The organism is Caldibacillus sp. 210928-DFI.2.18, assembly GCF_020554505.1.
Classification (GTDB): Bacteria; Bacillota; Bacilli; order Bacillales; family Caldibacillaceae; genus Caldifermentibacillus; species Caldifermentibacillus hisashii.
Genome location: NZ_JAJCHL010000041.1, coordinates 13,372 through 30,297, shown reverse-complemented (window position 1 = coordinate 30,297; position 16,926 = coordinate 13,372). Strand labels below are relative to the sequence as shown.

Sequence of the window (16,926 nt, the reverse complement as noted above, 5' to 3'; positions counted from 1 at the left end):
TCATTTCTGCCTTCATTTGTGATTTTGATTCAACCAATCTCTTTGATTTTTCTACAATTCTTTCCCGATCTTTTTGGTCCTTTTGTTGTCTCTTCAATGACCAAGTAATTAACAAATGATCGTTGATTTTATGAGTTTTTCCGTCTGTACGGAAAGAAGATTGAAAGTCAATTTTCTTCCATTTGAATTCAGGGGAAGTGTAAGTATATCCTGATTCATCCAGAACCATTTCTTTCGCTTTTTTTGATCCTGATCGGATTTTATACGCCATGATGTATTCAAAACCAAGTGATTTCAATAATAATAAATTCTTTTTAGAATTTAAGCCACGATCAGCGACAATAATTAACTTTGTGATTCCATACTGTTCTTTTAATCGCATTAGTGTTGGTTCCAATGTTTTAAAATCATTTGTGTTACCAGGAAAAAGCTCATAGCTAACAGGGATCCCGTGTTCATCAATTAACAGCCCCATCACAACTTGAACTTGGTTCACTTTATTATCTTTTGAGAACCCAAATTTTTTTAAAGTGTCTACAGACACAGACTCAAAATAATATGTAGTCACATCATAGAAAGCAACGGCCAAATTCCGATTCAGTTTCTTCGCAATTTGTTTATGAAGATGTTCTTCTAATCGATTTTTTTGAGAGGCAAGGAATGAAAGTGAACGATACAAATGCTTAAGTTCACAAGGAAATTCATGGGCAAAACGGTCTTTTCCTTCAAAGGTACTTAATTTTGAACTGGGAAATAATAATCTTGAAAAAGTCATCAATGAAATAGGAATATGTGTCTGAAATTCAATTTCCGTATCTCGTTTTTGACGGTATTGAAAGAAATAGTCCAGTTTCAATTCATCCCACAGGTAACGATAAACTTCAAATCCATAATTCTGAACAGGAGCTCCATTGCCCGATGAACGTGAAATTTCAGATTCAATAAAATGTTGTACTCGCTGGGATAGAATCAATGCATTTGACTCATTTTTTTCGGCATTCATTTTTTGAACTTTTTCTTGAAGTTCTTGAATTGCGTTTGGATTTTTAGCTAACAGTTTTTCTTTACTACCGAAAGATTCGATGACTCGTAATTTCGGTTTTTTTGTTTTTAGATCTCGATAAGATTCTACAATACGAACATAATCTTTTCCTCTATTTTTAAAAATTTGCAGTTGCATATGGTTCACCCCTTAATTATATTATATCATATATACATACATATATACAATACAAAAATATAAAAAGTGGCTAAAAACCTTAGTTTCAATAGGTTCTTAGCCACTTTTTTATCGTTTTACTGTCAAAGTCGGGAAAATGAGAGGATTATTTTTATCATTTTTATCATTACTATCCATGGTTTTATTATTAACAGGATGCAATGAACAAACATCGAGTAATAAAGAAGTGAAACAGCCCTTAACTGTTGAACTCTCAACAATACCTAGTAATCCAAAAGCCAACGAACTTGTTACAATTAATTTAAAGGTAAAGCAAGGTAATAAAATATTAGCAGATAAAGATGTTGATAAGGTTACATATAAGATTTGGAAACAAGGATCAAAAAAGATAAAAAAAACATATAAAGCAAAAAAAGATGATAAAGGTAACTATTATTTGAAAAAAAAATTCAAATCCAATACTGTCTATTATTTGCAATATACAGTTAAGTCTGGGAACCAATTTTACGAAGAAACCAAGAAGTTTTCTTTAGAAAGTAATAGTGGCAACGAACAATCAGAGGAGTCACATGCTCATTTTCATCCAGAAGATGGTATCAATGTTCACTTAATGAAAGAATATAATAATAACAGCAAGAGACTAAAATTAATTGCTCATGTTACTAAAGATGGTAGTCCTTTTAGCAACACAAATGTTCATTTTGAAATTTGGTCAAGTGATAATAATAAACACTTAATGTCAATAAAAGTGAATGAAAAGGAGGAAGGAGAATATGTAGGGGAAAGTGATACTAGCATAGAAAAAGGAACCTATACTGTATATATTCAAGTTGAAAATGGGAGCGAGACAGAACTAATAATACAAAAGATTGATGTGCCATAATGGAAGTTTTAAACAAAAATTGCCCATCCCCCGTAACTTTTATTAGAAGATTGTTTGATGGGCTATTTTTGTTTGAGTTTGGATATTAAGATTGTTAATGGAATTTATAGATCTCTAAAAAAGATTCTAGAGAAAAAACGTTGTTTTTCTTTTTGCCCCCCATTGATGGCTAGTTGAAAAATAATCTTTGACTTACGACCGGCTCCCTACAAATTATGCAAAGAACCCGGTCGTTTTCTATCCTTCCGCACGTTCAGCTAAATAGGCCCATCGTTCGATTAAATATTCGAGTTCATTGTTCCACTTCTCTTCTTCTATCATCAGCTCTTGCAACAAAGAAAAATCGCTGCCGGAACTTTCCATCTCCTTTTTAATTTGTGCCAACTTTTCTTCTGCTGCAGCAATTTTTCCATCAATTTCTTCCCATTCTTTTTTCTCTGCAAACGTCAATTTCTTTTTTATCGGTTGATTTTCTTGCGGATTTTGCTTTTTGGGTGAGACCGGTTTTTTAACATTTTTTTCCTGCTGACCGGCAATCATTTGTAAGTATTCGGTGTAACTGCCAATGTATTTATCAATTACTCCATTACCTTGAAAAATTAACAGCTCATCACAAACTTTATCGAGAAAATACCGGTCATGAGAGACAGTAATGACCACACCTGAAAAATCTTCCAAAAATTGTTCCAGAACCGTTAACGTTTCCGTGTCAAGATCATTTGTCGGCTCATCCAACAGAAGTACATTTGGTTCTTCCATTAACAACTTTAATAAATACAATCGTCTCCGTTCACCACCGGACAACTTGCGAATGACCGTCCCGTGGGTATGCATCGGAAATAAAAACCGTTCCAACATTTGTGCGGCGGATATTGTTTGACCTTCTTTCGTATGAATAACATCGCCCGTTTCACGAATATATTCAATCATCCGGCGATTGGCATCCATATCAACTGATTCTTGAGTATAATAGGCAAGTTTAACCGTCTGACCGATTGTTATTGTTCCTTGTTCCAGCGGCTCTTTTCCGGCAATTATATTTAATAAAGTTGATTTTCCGCTTCCGTTTTGTCCGACAATGCCGATACGGTCTCCCGGTTTTACCAACATATCAAATCCTGCTAATATCGTTTTCTGGCCGAATGTTTTATATGCTTCTTTTATTTCAATAACATCTTTGCCCAGTCTTGTACCGCTAAAAGCAATATCGATATTTTGCATATCTCCCTTTTTACGTATATCTTCTTCCAGTTTTTCAAATCGCTGAATCCGTGCTTTTTGTTTTGTCGATCGGGCTTGTGCACCACGCCTGATCCAAGTAAGTTCCTTCCGATATAAATTCTCCGCCTTTTCTTGTTGGCGCACAGATTCCTCCTGGCGAACTGCTTTTGCCTCAAGATAGTTTGCATAATTGCCCTTATATACATATAAAGAGCCTTGATAAAGTTCAAAAATACGATTAGAAACGGCATCAAGAAAATACCGATCATGGGTAACAAACAGGATCGAAGCCGGATGCTTTGCTAATTCATCTTGAAGCCATTCGATCATCTCGTAATCAAGGTGGTTTGTCGGTTCATCCAGTAAAAGAAGATCGGCTTGGTCCATCAAAACCTCAGCTAAAGCAACTCGCTTTTTTTGTCCCCCGGAAAGATTCCTGATTTTTTCATTAAAATCGGTCAGTCCAAGCTTTGTAAGCATCGTTTTTGCCCGAGAGCTGACATCCCATCCGCCAAGCTCATCCATTTTCTTTTGCAAGTCGAATAATCGGTTCAATAGTTTTTCATTATCAGGATCATTATTCAACTGTGTTATTACCGTTTCGTATGCCCGAACGGTTTGATTGATTTTCGTATCACGAGCTAAAATTTGTTCCAAAACGGTCAGTTCATTATTTAAAATCGGATCCTGAAGCAAGATAGAAATGGAATAATCATTCGGTTTTGTAAATTCACCTTGATCCAAATCATCTATGCCGGCGATTATTTTAAGGAGGGTTGATTTACCTGTTCCGTTCACACCGATTAAACCAATTCGTTCCTTTTCACCAATGGAAAACGAAATATCTCTAAAGATTTGCTTTTCACCGATTGTTTTTCCTAATTGATTTGCAGTCAAAATACGCATGTTTCACCATTCCACTCATAAAAATTACTGTAACCATCCTTTGAATACAAGTTCGCCATATGATTTTGTTTCATTGCCTAGTGCTGTAACATCTGATAGATCGATTTTCCGGCCATGATCGTTTGTTCGATTATCGATCCTACCTCATCAAGCGTCTTTTCGGTAATCGGATGGATTTTATTAAATTTGTAAACTTGAACGGTTCTTTGGTCTAAATAGATTTGTTTGTATGCTTCAAAATAGAAATCTAAAGCGGGCCGTTGTTTAAAAAATTTTAAAATTCGCTTGTCTAATATTTCATTTAATGAATTCGATAAGGAATATTGAATCGAAAAATTTGCCCCCGGTTCCTCTGCTACTGCAGCCCATTCCGAAGCTAATTGTTTGAAGTCTGCTTTCAACTCTACGGTCATTGTTAATAGTTGTTTCCGGTCACGTTTATGGATAAACGACATGTTAAAATTCCGTGACAAATCAGCTAAATTAACGAGATCATTTCTTTCAATGACTTTGATTTGGCCTGAAAGATCATAATCATAGACAAGCCCTTCAAGAATAACTTTGATATTTTCATATGCGGTCGGATCAAACATGCTATCATCCTTTTTTCAAAAAATTATTTCACCGATTAAGGAGGACTTTGAGGCGAAAAAAGTTCTGTTCACCGAAGACCATGAATTTTTTGATTTTTATTATCTCTTGCAAACAAAAACAAAGAAATTTTCCCTTCCAATATATTAAAATAGGCCGGTGACTTTTCCGCTTTCATCAAGATCCATTCCCATCGCTGCAGGGCGTTTTGGTAAACCCGGCATGGTTAACATATCGCCTGCATAAGCAACGATAAAACCGGCACCAACGGAAGGCTTTAATTCGCGAATGGAAATCATAAAGTTATCAGGTCTACCGATCTTTGTCCGATCATCTGATAATGAATATTGAGTCTTTGCGATACAAACAGGTACATTTGCCCAACCGGCATCTTCAATGGCTTGTACTTGTTTTTTCGCTTTTGCTGATAATTTTATCCCGTCGGCACCATATACTTTCGTAGCAATCGTTGTTAATTTCTGTTCTATTGAATCTGTTACTTCATACAATGGGGCAAATGTTTGGTTGTTGTTATTTTCTGAAAGTAATGACATCATCTTGTCGGCAAGTTCGGTTCCTCCCCGGCCGCCTTTCTCCCAAACTTCGGTTAAAGCATAAGGAATATTTTGTTCTCGACATAACTTGTCAAAAGTCGCTATCTCACTACTATGATCGCCGGTAAACCGATTAAGTGCGACAATATATGGAAGTCCAAATTGTTCCATCGTTTCCACATGTTTTTTCAAATTGGCAAAACCTTGAATCAAAGCTTCCGAATTTTCTTTATGCAACTCTTTTAAGGGAACACCGCCGTGCATTTTTAACGCCCGGATTGTCGCAACGATAACGACTGCACTTGGATTTAATTCTCCAATCCGGCATTTAATATCAAGAAATTTCTCGGCACCTAAATCTGCTCCAAAGCCGGCTTCCGTTATGACATAATCAGCAAGTTTTAAGGCGGTTTTTGTTGCAATCAGACTATTACATCCGTGAGCAATATTGGCAAAAGGTCCGCCATGAATAATTGCCGGCGTATGTTCAAGTGTTTGTACAAGGTTCGGCTTAAAAGCATCTTTTAATAACAAGGTCAAAGCTCCCTCAACACCCAGATCCTGAACGGTTACCGGTTCATTATGCACAGTAAAAGCGACAACGGTTCGAGCAATTCTTTCTTTTAAATCACGGAAATCTTTTGCCAGGCAAAAAATGGCCATCATTTCCGATGCCGCCGTTATTTCAAAATGATCTTCACGGGGAACGCCATTTTTTTCTCCGCCCAGTCCGATAACGATATCTCTTAAGACCCGGTCATTTAAATCAATGGCCCGTTTCCAAATGATTTTTCTCGGATCAATTCCAAGCTCATTCCCTTGATGAATATGATTATCGATAAAAGAGGCGAGCGCATTGTTGGCAGAGGTAATTGCATGCAAGTCTCCGGTAAAATGGAGATTGATATCTTCCATTGGGACAACTTGCGACCAACCGCCGCCGCAAGCACCTCCTTTTAATCCCATTACCGGTCCGAGTGATGGTTCCCTTAAAGCAATGATTGCTTTTTTCCCTAATTGCTTTATTGCATCACCGAGACCAATGGTTACCGTTGATTTCCCTTCACCGGCAGGAGTCGGATTAATCGATGTCACTAAGATTAATTTTCCATTTGAACGATTGTGTAAACGACGAATCGCTTCATTTGATAATTTTGCTTTATATGGTCCGTAACATTCAATTTCGTTTTCTGCCAATCCGATCTCTGCGGCAATTTCCCGGATTAGTTTCATCTTTGCTTGTTGTGCAATTTCAATATCCGTTACAAGGTTTGACATGTTTTTCCTCCTCAATCTGTCATTAAAGTATATCTTCAACCATTGGGAAAATCACTATCTCGCTAATTGTTAGGTAAATAATTGGACGCATGCGGGAATTCCTTCTTCCGGTTATTTTCCTCATGGACTTAACATAACAGACTTACAAAAAATACGATAAGCCTATTTTAACATGACATTTTCTGACAAGGAACATCGTTTTTTCATCATTGCTTGAATTTTCTTCCTAATAATTGGAGAAAGTAAGAAAGAGGTGAGAATATGGAAGAAATTGTCGCTGTGGATCGAAACTATAAAGGTGAAATTATTAGTCTTCAAACATCCACCGGAAGAGTGATTTCTTATCAAAAAGCAATGGACGAAATTATCGAAGGTCGCATTACCGGAGTGGAAATCGTGGAAGCTCATGATGATGACAAACCACTTATCATTAATTCAAATCATCCGGATGACGAATCTTTTGTCAATTACCCACCGATATTCTAAACAGGAAAATTGTATAATTAATTCATTTTGCCTCACCACAATGTTCTTAAACTGTTGAACTTTAAAGTTTTTTGAATGGTATATTTATTTTAAACAAATAACTTATGAATAAAGTGGAGGACGATTAAAAATTATGTCAATCCTCCATTTTGTTCTGCATTCGGTTTAATTCTTCCAAACGTTCCGGATTTTCTTCAAAATACTGGACTAAGTCTCCAATGCGGTCAATTGCATTCCAGCTGAGATGGTGCTCAATCCCTTCAACATCATGATAAATATTTTCCTCTGCAACACCGATCATTTTCAAAAATTGTTCAAGTAATTCATGACGATATACTAACCGCTTACCTGTCTTTTTTCCTTTCGGTGTTAAAATCAGGCCGCGGTATTTTTCATAAATTAAATACTCATTTCGATCAAGTTTTTGAACCATTTTCGTCACGGATGAGGGATGAACGGAAAGTGCTTCGGCAATATCGGAAACCCTTGCATACCCTTTATTTTCAATCAATAAATATATTTGTTCAATATAGTCTTCCATGCTTGGTGTCGGCATTTTATTTCCTCCACAAAATCGTCTACATATAATATATATTTTACTATAATTCCATGGTATTAACAAGATTTGCCATTGTTTTGCCTTTTTTGTCAAAGGTGTTAATGTTTTTCCAATATCCTCTGAAACATCTCTTCCAGTGCCTGAATTTTCTTGACTATGAATACGCTTTATTGTATATTAAATTTAATCAAGAAATGTGATGCAATCCTTTTTTGTATTCGTTTTTTGAGAAATAATTTTTATTGACACTTTGGTGTCGGGAGAGTTTAGGAGGAAGAAAAATGCAAAACGGTAAAGTAAAATGGTTTAACAATGAAAAAGGCTATGGTTTTATTGAAGTTGAAGGTGGAAATGATGTATTTGTACACTTCACCGCCATTCAAGGTGACGGGTACAAAACACTGGAAGAAGGGCAAGAAGTTTCTTTTGACATTGTGGAAGGAAATCGTGGACCTCAAGCAGCTAATGTTGTGAAATTATAAATTAAAATTCATATAAATAGAACAGTGAATCATCTAGGCTGGTTGTTAAAGACCAGCCTTTTTGGTGCATAAAGAAAGTATAATTTCCCAACAAAAAACGACCATTCTACACAGTTGAGAATTTTCAGACTTTTCGGTCAGGCATAAACTTTGTTCTATAGGCTCGGACACCCCCTTTATGACAGTTTCCTGCCTGTCTCTTTTAATTTCATCCCGACAGTACAATGATTGATACAAAAGCTATGGGCAAACCTTCTCCCTTTTTCTTTTTTAAAAAATTGAAAAACAAAACAGCCGTCACATATTTTTAACAATTCATCGATCTCTTCCAGCAATGCCTTTCGTTCCTTGTCAATCGCTTCATCCGACATGATCTTTTTCATCATTTATTCTTCATCACCTAATTTCTGTTTACTTTCGATCATTACTTGTTTTAATGCTTGACGTGCCAATTTGTCAGCTTCTTTATTATCATTCCGGTTTATTGGTTCATACACCGGATGAAAGTTCAACTTTTTCACCAATCTTTCTATCCGATCCAACCAGCGATTAAGATTTTCTTCGTAACATGGCCATTCACCGCGCAGTTGCATTAACAACCCTTGACTGTCCCCTTTTATTATTACTTTTTTGCCGGCAATCGGGAACTCACCTAACCGTTTGACGGCATAATGGAGAGCACAATATTCAGCTTCATTGTTCGATTCCAAACCTTCCACGCGTTCATTCCAACGCTCGCGGTACTGCTGGGCGCCTTGTTTATAATAAAGGACGACACCGATCCCTGTCTCGCCGGTTTCTTTATTGTAACCAGCATCAAAATACAAGAGAAATTCATCCGGTTCTTGTTCAAGCCTTTGAAGAACTTTTTTCACTTCTTTTTTCGTCCATGATATTCCTGTTTCATCTTCAAACGACATGTTTTTTACCCGACCGGTTTTTTCCAAATCCTCGGCTATTTCCAAAAGAACATCGTCTTTGATCCATTCAGAAATAAAGTTCGTTTCTGTTTTATTTTTATTATAATAGTCCCATTTTATTTTAAATTTCATCTTCTCATCCCACAGTTTATTAGAAATAGATTTTATAAATTTTTGTCAAGAATAGTGTTTCATTCATGCAAGCTTTAAGTTTGGTATCAATCTTTCACAAACTAAAAAATATCGGTTTAAAACTTAGAGTGACATTGATAAAATGGAAATAATTATTTGAATAACATTATCATAAACAGGTATACATTTTTTATTCAAATAAAAACCTTTCAAAAGCTACTATTTATAAAATATAAATAAACATTCGAGGGGGTTTTCAAGTGAACAAGAAATACATTGCAGATTTCACCTTATTATTCGTAGCATTTGTTTGGGGAACAACATTTGTCGTTGTACAGAATGCAATCTCATTCTTACAACCTCATACCTTCAATGCTGTTCGTTTTTTTATGGCCGCACTTCTCTTATCCGTTTGGTTAGTTGTTTTTCGCAGGGATGAAATAAAAGCAATCAATAAAAAACTTTTACTTTCCGGAATGGCCATCGGTTTTTGGCTTTTTATCGGCTATGCATGCCAAACCATTGGTCTTGTTTATACAACCTCGTCTAAAGCCGGATTTATAACCGGTTTAAGCGTTGTTCTTGTCCCGCTATTATCTTTTTTTATTTTAAAAATCAAACCGGGGATTTATGCAATCATCGGTGTTAGTATCGCAACTGTCGGGCTTTACTTATTAACAATGACCGGAACTACTGTATTAAATATCGGGGACTTGCTTGTATTTTTTTGTGCGATCGGTTTTGCCATGCAAATTATTTATACAGGTAAATATTCATCGCAATATCCTTCTCTGTCATTAACCATTATCCAAATTAGTTTTGTCGCAATATTGTCAAGTGTTTGTTCATTTCTGTTTGAGGATTGGCAAAAAGCAATCCAACCTGAAATTCTGTTCCAAAGAGAAGTTGTTATTGCTTTAATGGTTACAAGTTTTCTAGCAACTGCTTTTGCGTTTTTGGTTCAAACCTATTTTCAAAAATACACTTCGGCGACCCATACCGCATTAATTTTCGCAACTGAACCTGTATTTGCTGCCCTCACCGCATTTCTTTTTGCTGGTGAACGAATGTCAGTCGGCGGTATTATCGGCTCAATCTTTATCTTACTCGGGATGATCTTCGCTGAGTTCCCGAGCAAACGAAAAAAAGCGGCAGAAAATACGATTCAAGAAAAAGCCGTTTAGCAAGATTTAATCCCCGACTTAAGAACTTCGATCGGGGACTATTCTTTATAATAATTGCTTTTGTTTTATAAATTGATATGCTTCGCGTTTATCCTGAATATTTTCGCTCTTTAACGTTTCAAGTAGTGATAAATAAAAACCGCCGTCAAATCGTTTTTGCACTTTTAAAGTCATTTCAATGGCAATTTTTACTAATTTCTCATTTGCATTCGCATAGTCCATTCCAAAGTAGATAAACCCTATTGCGTCTTCTTTAAATTGAAAACCTTTCCCTTGTAAATTGCGAATATATTCTCCTACAGCTTCTTTTTCAGTACTCATTTAAATCAACCTCTAACATGCTTTTATATTCAATGCTAGGAAACCTATTTTCGGTCATGTCACTTATCTTATGCTTGTTCGATGAAGATCGTTAAATAATTTTTATCAAAGCGAAAATACTACAAATGGAGGTGAATGAAACATGTCCGGTAGAAATCGCGGAACAAAAGCACCAGGTGTCAATCCACAAGGGTATGGCCAGGATGATACGATGACCCATGATCCGAAAAGCAAATTGGAAAATGCGGCAAAAAAGAAAAATACAAAATAATTTTTTCCTAAAAAGGCTGTTCACAGGAATCCTCATGCTTTCCTGACGATTAGATTACTGAACAGCCTTTCTATGAATTACCCTACATGCGTTTCTTCATGCCAGTCTTCCAACATCGTTAAAATCCGTGACATTCCTTTAATATCATATTGTTTCAGTTTTTCTCCCCAACCTTTTTGAAAAAGGCGGATCTTTGCGTCGTCAAAATGAAATTCAAGCGGGACATCCAGCTTAATTTCAGCCAATTTTTTCGATAATAATAAGGAGTCCATATCTGTCTCAATCTTTTTTCGTTGTCCGGGTGATAATTGAGCCAGCGATTCCAATAAGTTCTCAACTGAAGTATATTCTCGAATCAATTTTTCGGCTGTTTTCGGACCAATTCCTCGAACCCCCGGATAAAAATCACTCGTATCCCCGGTCAAGCCCTTTACATCGATAAATTGGCGAGGATGATAACCTCTTTCATTTATAAAAGTCTCCTTTGTTTGGATATCATAATTACCGAATCCTTTTTTTAATAACACAACGGAAATATGGTCATCTAATACTTGCAAGATGTCATGGTCTCCGGTTACGATGACAACATCTGCTTTATCTTTGCTGCGAGTGGCAATCGTCCCTAAACAATCATCCGCCTCAAAGCCGGGGATTCCTATATTAGGAATCGAAAAAGCTTCGACCACTTCTTTTGCTAAATCAAATTGTGGAATCAATTCATCCGGTGGTGCTGCTCTGTTCCCTTTATAATCACTGTTATGTACCCTACTGTGGGGAATATTGGTATTTTTAGTAGCACACTTGTATGTCTAAAATATGGTCCTGGTCATCTGGGGATAATCTCCTCGAATTACCTCGATCTGCACGCTTCTTTGGCTTTAAAGCATCAAATCCATTTCGGCGATAATTGAGAAGCCACTCTTTTACTGTTTTCACAGCTATTTTCCGTTCTCCATAATAGGGGATAGAGTGGACTTTTCCCTCTAATTCCTCAAAGTATTGCTTGGAATCAACCTGACCATTTAACAAAGCGGCAATGATTCCGTAACGAAATAAAGCTACTTGTTCTCTTTCTTTTTCAGTCATTGATTTATCCTCCTTTTTTACTAAGAAGGACGACCGGTCATCCATAATCTCCTTCTACCTTTTTCCCCATTTTTTGAACACGCAAAAGGTATGTGGGACTAAAAATATTTTTTTATCCTCAAAAATATAGCAGAATTAATTTGCCCTAAAGTAAGAGGAAAAATGACCCCACGACCTTCGTAAGAAGAGGGATTCTCCAAAATCGCGAATCATTTTCATATATTTTATGGCCTCTTTTTTCATATCTTTGGACAAACCCACTTCCTCCCCTAAATCCACAAAAAAGCTATGAATCCATCTTCATTTTTTTGATACCGCCTCCAGTAAAAAGCAAGTAACTGTCGGCTTCCTTTAGACTTTTTCTTCTCTAAAAACTGTTCAATTCTCTTTAATATGATTTCTAGACTATGTTGAAAATAAGGGATTAGGAAGTCTGGAATAATAGAAAAAGTTTTTTTACAAGACAAGCAAATAATCCTACAAATAGGAATTTTAACTTCTTTTTCCTCCGCTATTGCATTTCTCCAATAATAGCCATGCCTATGTAGATTGCCCGAAGCCACACAGTTACAATTTGGACACTTGTCAAAAGTTGGAAATTTATTCTTTTTTCCATTTATGGCATATTCCTCAAGACTGATGCCAAAATCATGTAAAATAATCATAAAAAATACTCCCCCGTTCCAATATGCCAAAAATTTAGCACATTTTATGGGTAGAGTATATATCTAAATCTGGAGGAATTTGAAAATTTCACTAAGATTTCGGACGATATATCATGGAAATTTACAAAATAATATCTATTTCTTCTTATAATTTTAATTAGCCAAGAAAAATTCCCCATTGGATTTCCTTTCCTCCACAAAATCTCCATTTTTTTTCGTATAATTATTATTGATACCCATTTAAAAAATTAGGTGAATAACAATGAAAAAGCTTTCTGTTAAACTAGGTATTATGTTTTTTATAATCTTTTTTGGATTAAGTACACTTATGTTTTTCTTTCTACATGAAGGAATAGTCGAATCTAGAGTAAACGAAGAACTAAGTTCACTCTTAGCAAGAGGGAATTCTCATAGTTCCGTGTTAGCCAAAAGCTTTGATAACGAAACTCTTTCTCATGTCGTATTAATGGAATCTGAATCAAAAACTGACATTGTCGTTACCAATAAACAAGGAAATGTACTTGGTTCTTCTGATCAACTCCAATTATTTGAAAAATATTTAAGTGAACATTCTAATTCTAATATCCCAAAAGAAGGAAAAGTCATAGAAGATAATTGGGAAAAAGAACCATATATTGTTACAATCAGCCCGATCAGTAATAAAGATGAAACTTTGGGATTTGTTTATATGTTTCAAAACACGAAATCTATTCATTCATTGATTCAACAATTAAATGAACATTTTATACTTACTGGATGGATTTCTGTAATCTTAACAATTATTATTATCATATTTTTGTCAAGAGGAATTACAAAACCATTAATCAAAATGAAAGAAGCTACTCACCAAATTAGTAAAGGGGATTTTACTGTTACACTGCCAGTAAACTCTAATGACGAACTCGGAGAATTAGCTCATTCCATTCAAAAGTTAGCAATAGATTTAAACTACTTAAAAAAAGAACGAAATGAATTTTTAGCAAGTATCTCACATGAGCTTCGAACCCCAATCACCTATATAAAAGGGTATGCTGATATCTTGCGAAAGCGTAATGTAACAGAAGAAGAAAGAAAAAAATACTTATCAACGATTGTTGATGAAACCAATCATTTAAATGAATTAATAAAAAAACTATTTGATTTAGCTAAGATTGATAAGAATTCTTTTGCTATTCATAAAGAAACGATTGAATTAAATTCTTTCCTTCAAAGAATAGAACAAAAACTTGAACATGCTTTCAAAGAAAGAAATATTAAATTTTATGTCTCGTGTCAGAACAATTTATTCTTTAAAGCTGATCCTTTAATGCTAGAACAAATTCTTGTGAACCTTCTAGATAACGCCATGAAATACTCCCATGTAGGTGCCGAACTTGAGTTAAATGCATGGGGAGAGAAAAATAAGATTCACATTTTAATAAGGGATAATGGAAAAGGAATTCCCGAAAAAGATCTCCCCTATATTTTTAACCGGTTTTACCGTGTTGATAAATCACGAACAAGGTCTCTAGGCGGTTCAGGGCTTGGTCTTGCTATAGTAAGAGAACTAGTACATGCTCATCATGCTGACATTTTTGTTAAAAGTAAAGAAAACGTTGGAACAGAATTTGAACTTGTTTTCCAAGGAGAATGATAATCATGAAAACGATTTTGATAATTGATGATGAACCAGTCATGCTTGATTTATTGAGTCTATATTTATCGCCTTTAGGCTTTCGATGTGTAAAAGTTGATTCAGGATTAAAAGGAATCAAATACTTGGAAGAAAATAATGTTGACTTAATTTTATTAGATATTATGATGCCTGAAATGGACGGTTGGGAAACCTGTAAAGAAATTAGAAATCATTGGGATACACCTATCATAATGCTTACTGCCAGAGATTCAAAAGAGGATATAGTAAAGGGATTGAAAGGCGGTGCAGATGATTATATTTCAAAACCATTTGATGAAGAAGAGCTTGTTGCAAGAATTGAAGCCGTTTTACGCAGACAGAAAAATAATCATCGAGTAATACAGTTTAATGGCCTTAGTTTAGACCAAGATGCTTTCCAGCTACAATTTAAAGGGATAAATATTAACTTAACTCCAAAGGAGTTTGGACTAATTACTCTATTTCTTACGAATCAAAATATAGTATTTACAAGAGAGCATTTAATCACTTCTATTTGGGGGTATGAAGTATCGACTGAAGATCGAACGATTGATTCTCACATTAGAAATCTACGTGAAAAATTGAGAAAAGCAGGTTTTCCAGCAGAAAAATATTTACAAACGGTTTGGGGTGTTGGGTATAAGTGGAATAGTCATGAATAAATAAGTTATAGGTATTATAAGAAAAACACATATATAAAGGGGATTGACCTTTTGTCAATCCCCTTTATAAATAACTCGAAATTTTATTTATTCTACAGGTGAAAGTTCGTCTTCTGTTACCCACATATGATTTGTTATTTGTTCCCCTGTTTCTTCATCTGTGTAATCCACCATATAAACCGTAGTTTGTTCAGCTGTATCTATTGTTGCAGTTGCACCATCCATTCCACTCATATGCTCAGCATTTAAAACAACTTCATCACCCGGTTTATATGATTCTTCACTTGGATTTTCAATTTCTTCGTGAACTACCCATTTATGATCTTCTACTGGTTCACCACCGGTTGTTGGGGTATATGTAACCGAATAGACTGTGGTATCAAAAGCACCCGAAACTGTTGCTTCTGCACCATTCATTCCAGCCATATGATCAGCATGAAGAATCACTTTACTACCAACAGGATATGTTGGATTTTCTGCCTCTGTTAAACCTTGGGGAACTTCTCCACCTGAGTGATTCATCTCTGAATGATCCATTTCTCCCGTAGAATCTGATTCTTCTTCACTATTATTTACGTTTTCTTGAGTTTCTGTTTCATTATCAGCATTTTCGTTTTGAGATGGTTCACCGCCGTTTGCACAAGCAGATAATAAGAATATCAATAGCATTGAAGATATCCCTAATACAACTTTTTGCTTTTTCATTATTATCACCCTTTCCAACATACTTATAGTCAAAGTCAAAATTATCAATAGTTTGTGCAGATTTTGTGCAAATATTATAGTACCTTTTTCCTGATTTTAGAATTTGCTGGAATCAATTTAAATTTATATCAATATCTCAAACTTCGCACCAAAATACAAAAATCAACTTCAACAATTGAATTGATGGCTTTCCTAATCATATCAGGGCTTATTTCGCGATATCAGTCTGTCAAGTTTAAGTAATTAAGCATTCAATCATTTTTTGAAAAGAGCTATAAAATGATATATGCAGTAACCAATTTAACCTAATGCCACATCGAGAATCATCATCAATACAAAACCAACCATTAAACTCATAGAAGCGAGATCTTTATTGCCTTTTTCTTGTGAGCTTGGAATTACTTCTTCTATAACAACAAATATCATTGCTCCAGCAGCAAAGCTCAATGCATAAGGTAATAATGGTTCAATAAATGCAACTGCAAATGCACCAATGACCGCAGCTATCGGTTCAACCATACCTGAAAATTGGCCATAGAAAAAGCTCTTTCTTCGAGACATTCCTTCCCCTCTTAGTGGCATGGAAACAGCAACGCCTTCTGGAAAGTTTTGAATACCTATACCCAGTGCCAAAGTTAAAGCACTAGCTAAAGTTGCTTCAGTACCTCCATTTGCTAGTGCGCCGAAAGCAATTCCGACAGCTAAACCCTCTGGAATATTATGAAGGGTAATGGCAAGAACTAACAGGGTACTTCTTTTTCTTTCTTTTGGATAAATTCCTTCCGCATCGCTAATAGGGGCATTGGGATGAAGATGAGGTAAGATCTTATCGATTCCCCATAAAAAAGTTCCACCTAATAAAAATCCAAATGCTGCTGGAAACCATGGTCCTATGGCATTGTTATCTGACATTTCGATGGCTGGACCCAATAAAGACCAGAAACTCGCCGCAATCATGACACCTCCAGCAAATCCTAACATACCATCTAAAAATCGTTGATTTATTGTTTTTGTTGTAAAAACAAGTGCTGCCCCAAATGCAGTCATTCCCCATGTAAATAAAGTAGCCATAAATGCCTGAGTTATTGGATTAAAATTTTGAAAAAAGTCAACCATGAAAAGGACTCCTTTTTAAAAAATTAACCTAAATTTGATTAGGTTCAAAAAATTTGCCACAGGAAACATT

At 35.5% G+C, this 16,926-nt stretch carries 20 protein-coding genes; 7 read left to right on the top strand and 13 right to left on the bottom strand.

Going from position 1 to position 16,926, the window contains the following annotated elements:
• A partial coding sequence (locus LIZ98_RS10155) for an IS1634 family transposase (RefSeq protein WP_227140257.1) occupies positions 1–1,180 on the bottom strand: 1,180 nt, incomplete at its 3' end.
• A 136-nt stretch (positions 1,181–1,316) separates the two neighbouring features.
• Here LIZ98_RS10155 and LIZ98_RS10150 point away from each other — a divergent pair.
• On the top strand, positions 1,317–2,063 hold the full coding sequence (locus tag LIZ98_RS10150) for a FixH family protein (RefSeq protein ID WP_227139574.1): 747 nt from the start codon (positions 1,317–1,319) through the stop codon (positions 2,061–2,063).
• A 237-nt stretch (positions 2,064–2,300) separates the two neighbouring features.
• Here the strand turns inward: LIZ98_RS10150 and LIZ98_RS10145 are convergent, their stop codons facing one another.
• The 3 genes from LIZ98_RS10145 to LIZ98_RS10135 all read right to left on the bottom strand — a co-directional run bounded on the left by LIZ98_RS10145 (position 2,301) and on the right by LIZ98_RS10135 (position 6,613).
• Positions 2,301–4,190 carry an ABC-F family ATP-binding cassette domain-containing protein gene (locus LIZ98_RS10145; protein WP_227139575.1) on the bottom strand — a complete coding sequence of 630 codons (1,890 nt, stop codon included), beginning with the start codon at positions 4,188–4,190 and terminating at the stop codon, positions 2,301–2,303.
• 77 nt (positions 4,191–4,267) lie between these two features.
• On the bottom strand, positions 4,268–4,783 hold the full coding sequence (locus LIZ98_RS10140) for a hypothetical protein (protein ID WP_227139576.1): 516 nt from the start codon (positions 4,781–4,783) through the stop codon (positions 4,268–4,270).
• 144 nt (positions 4,784–4,927) lie between these two features.
• Complete coding sequence (locus tag LIZ98_RS10135) at positions 4,928–6,613, bottom strand: formate--tetrahydrofolate ligase (RefSeq protein ID WP_227139577.1); 1,686 nt, start codon at positions 6,611–6,613, stop codon at positions 4,928–4,930.
• A gap of 261 nt (positions 6,614–6,874) precedes the next feature.
• On the opposite strand from LIZ98_RS10135, the gene LIZ98_RS10130 reads away from it, so the two are divergent.
• Positions 6,875–7,099, top strand: coding sequence for a DUF3892 domain-containing protein (locus LIZ98_RS10130; protein ID WP_041845187.1), 225 nt, complete (start codon positions 6,875–6,877; stop codon positions 7,097–7,099).
• Positions 7,100–7,235: 136 nt separating this feature from the next.
• Here the strand turns inward: LIZ98_RS10130 and mntR are convergent, their stop codons facing one another.
• Positions 7,236–7,655, bottom strand: a complete 420-nt coding sequence (gene mntR, locus LIZ98_RS10125) for a transcriptional regulator MntR (RefSeq protein WP_034770545.1) — start codon at positions 7,653–7,655, stop codon at positions 7,236–7,238.
• A 284-nt stretch (positions 7,656–7,939) separates the two neighbouring features.
• Between mntR and cspD the strand changes: the two genes are divergently transcribed.
• On the top strand, positions 7,940–8,140 hold the full coding sequence (cspD, locus tag LIZ98_RS10120; protein ID WP_034770549.1) for a cold-shock protein CspD: 201 nt from the start codon (positions 7,940–7,942) through the stop codon (positions 8,138–8,140).
• Positions 8,141–8,316: 176 nt separating this feature from the next.
• Here cspD and LIZ98_RS10115 read toward each other — a convergent pair whose 3' ends face one another.
• Positions 8,317–8,523 carry a zinc-finger domain-containing protein gene (locus LIZ98_RS10115; protein ID WP_081912332.1) on the bottom strand — a complete coding sequence of 69 codons (207 nt, stop codon included), beginning with the start codon at positions 8,521–8,523 and terminating at the stop codon, positions 8,317–8,319.
• Between the two features lie 3 nt (positions 8,524–8,526).
• Positions 8,527–9,192: a reverse transcriptase-like protein gene (locus LIZ98_RS10110; RefSeq protein ID WP_227139578.1), complete on the bottom strand. Its 666-nt coding sequence runs from the start codon at positions 9,190–9,192 to the stop codon at positions 8,527–8,529.
• A gap of 260 nt (positions 9,193–9,452) precedes the next feature.
• Between LIZ98_RS10110 and LIZ98_RS10105 the strand changes: the two genes are divergently transcribed.
• The gene (locus LIZ98_RS10105; protein ID WP_227139579.1) at positions 9,453–10,376 is read left to right on the top strand and encodes a DMT family transporter; all 924 of its coding nucleotides are present in this window, start codon (positions 9,453–9,455) and stop codon (positions 10,374–10,376) included.
• Positions 10,377–10,421: 45 nt separating this feature from the next.
• Here the strand turns inward: LIZ98_RS10105 and LIZ98_RS10100 are convergent, their stop codons facing one another.
• Positions 10,422–10,697: a DUF6123 family protein gene (locus LIZ98_RS10100; RefSeq protein WP_227139580.1), complete on the bottom strand. Its 276-nt coding sequence runs from the start codon at positions 10,695–10,697 to the stop codon at positions 10,422–10,424.
• Between the two features lie 142 nt (positions 10,698–10,839).
• Here LIZ98_RS10100 and sspL point away from each other — a divergent pair, with 142 nt between their 5' ends.
• Positions 10,840–10,968 carry a small, acid-soluble spore protein L gene (gene sspL, locus LIZ98_RS10095; RefSeq protein ID WP_095141349.1) on the top strand — a complete coding sequence of 43 codons (129 nt, stop codon included), beginning with the start codon at positions 10,840–10,842 and terminating at the stop codon, positions 10,966–10,968.
• A 77-nt stretch (positions 10,969–11,045) separates the two neighbouring features.
• On the opposite strand, the gene LIZ98_RS10090 is transcribed toward sspL, so the two are convergent.
• The 3 genes from LIZ98_RS10090 to LIZ98_RS10080 form a co-directional block, all read right to left on the bottom strand.
• Positions 11,046–11,747, bottom strand: a complete 702-nt coding sequence (locus tag LIZ98_RS10090) for a 5'-3' exonuclease (protein WP_227139585.1) — start codon at positions 11,745–11,747, stop codon at positions 11,046–11,048.
• Between the two features lie 10 nt (positions 11,748–11,757).
• Positions 11,758–12,054 carry a helix-turn-helix domain-containing protein gene (locus LIZ98_RS10085; protein WP_227139581.1) on the bottom strand — a complete coding sequence of 99 codons (297 nt, stop codon included), beginning with the start codon at positions 12,052–12,054 and terminating at the stop codon, positions 11,758–11,760.
• A gap of 269 nt (positions 12,055–12,323) precedes the next feature.
• A complete protein-coding gene (locus LIZ98_RS10080; RefSeq protein WP_216408898.1) occupies positions 12,324–12,719 on the bottom strand; it encodes a DUF6431 domain-containing protein in 396 nt (131 codons plus the stop codon).
• 262 nt (positions 12,720–12,981) lie between these two features.
• Between LIZ98_RS10080 and LIZ98_RS10075 the strand changes: the two genes are divergently transcribed.
• Positions 12,982–14,352 (top strand): HAMP domain-containing sensor histidine kinase, encoded by a 1,371-nt coding sequence (locus LIZ98_RS10075; protein ID WP_041844916.1) that lies wholly within the window; start codon positions 12,982–12,984, stop codon positions 14,350–14,352.
• 5 nt (positions 14,353–14,357) lie between these two features.
• A complete protein-coding gene (locus tag LIZ98_RS10070; protein WP_041844917.1) occupies positions 14,358–15,035 on the top strand; it encodes a response regulator transcription factor in 678 nt (225 codons plus the stop codon).
• An 87-nt stretch (positions 15,036–15,122) separates the two neighbouring features.
• On the opposite strand, the gene LIZ98_RS10065 is transcribed toward LIZ98_RS10070, so the two are convergent.
• Together LIZ98_RS10065 and LIZ98_RS10060 are read right to left on the bottom strand one after the other, a co-directional pair.
• Positions 15,123–15,740 (bottom strand): YdhK family protein, encoded by a 618-nt coding sequence (locus LIZ98_RS10065; RefSeq protein ID WP_041844918.1) that lies wholly within the window; start codon positions 15,738–15,740, stop codon positions 15,123–15,125.
• 300 nt (positions 15,741–16,040) lie between these two features.
• Entirely contained in the window at positions 16,041–16,856 is an 816-nt protein-coding gene (locus LIZ98_RS10060; protein ID WP_041844919.1) for a ZIP family metal transporter, read from the bottom strand.
• Positions 16,857–16,926: the final 70 nt, after the last annotated feature.

Excerpts from the sequence above, each read along its gene's own strand:
- LIZ98_RS10150 (WP_227139574.1), top strand. The coding sequence starts at position 1,317 with ATGAGAGGATTATTTTTATCATTTTTATCATTACTATCCATGGTTTTA.
- LIZ98_RS10145 (WP_227139575.1), bottom strand. The coding sequence starts at position 4,190 with ATGCGTATTTTGACTGCAAATCAATTAGGAAAAACAATCGGTGAAAAG.
- LIZ98_RS10140 (WP_227139576.1), bottom strand. The coding sequence starts at position 4,783 with ATGTTTGATCCGACCGCATATGAAAATATCAAAGTTATTCTTGAAGGG.
- LIZ98_RS10135 (WP_227139577.1), bottom strand. The coding sequence starts at position 6,613 with ATGTCAAACCTTGTAACGGATATTGAAATTGCACAACAAGCAAAGATG.
- LIZ98_RS10130 (WP_041845187.1), top strand. The coding sequence starts at position 6,875 with ATGGAAGAAATTGTCGCTGTGGATCGAAACTATAAAGGTGAAATTATT.
- mntR (WP_034770545.1), bottom strand. The coding sequence starts at position 7,655 with ATGCCGACACCAAGCATGGAAGACTATATTGAACAAATATATTTATTG.
- cspD (WP_034770549.1), top strand. The coding sequence starts at position 7,940 with ATGCAAAACGGTAAAGTAAAATGGTTTAACAATGAAAAAGGCTATGGT.
- LIZ98_RS10115 (WP_081912332.1), bottom strand. The coding sequence starts at position 8,523 with ATGAAAAAGATCATGTCGGATGAAGCGATTGACAAGGAACGAAAGGCA.
- LIZ98_RS10110 (WP_227139578.1), bottom strand. The coding sequence starts at position 9,192 with ATGAAATTTAAAATAAAATGGGACTATTATAATAAAAATAAAACAGAA.
- LIZ98_RS10100 (WP_227139580.1), bottom strand. The coding sequence starts at position 10,697 with ATGAGTACTGAAAAAGAAGCTGTAGGAGAATATATTCGCAATTTACAA.
- sspL (WP_095141349.1), top strand. The coding sequence starts at position 10,840 with ATGTCCGGTAGAAATCGCGGAACAAAAGCACCAGGTGTCAATCCACAA.
- LIZ98_RS10085 (WP_227139581.1), bottom strand. The coding sequence starts at position 12,054 with ATGACTGAAAAAGAAAGAGAACAAGTAGCTTTATTTCGTTACGGAATC.
- LIZ98_RS10080 (WP_216408898.1), bottom strand. The coding sequence starts at position 12,719 with ATGATTATTTTACATGATTTTGGCATCAGTCTTGAGGAATATGCCATA.
- LIZ98_RS10075 (WP_041844916.1), top strand. The coding sequence starts at position 12,982 with ATGAAAAAGCTTTCTGTTAAACTAGGTATTATGTTTTTTATAATCTTT.
- LIZ98_RS10070 (WP_041844917.1), top strand. The coding sequence starts at position 14,358 with ATGAAAACGATTTTGATAATTGATGATGAACCAGTCATGCTTGATTTA.
- LIZ98_RS10065 (WP_041844918.1), bottom strand. The coding sequence starts at position 15,740 with ATGAAAAAGCAAAAAGTTGTATTAGGGATATCTTCAATGCTATTGATA.
- LIZ98_RS10060 (WP_041844919.1), bottom strand. The coding sequence starts at position 16,856 with ATGGTTGACTTTTTTCAAAATTTTAATCCAATAACTCAGGCATTTATG.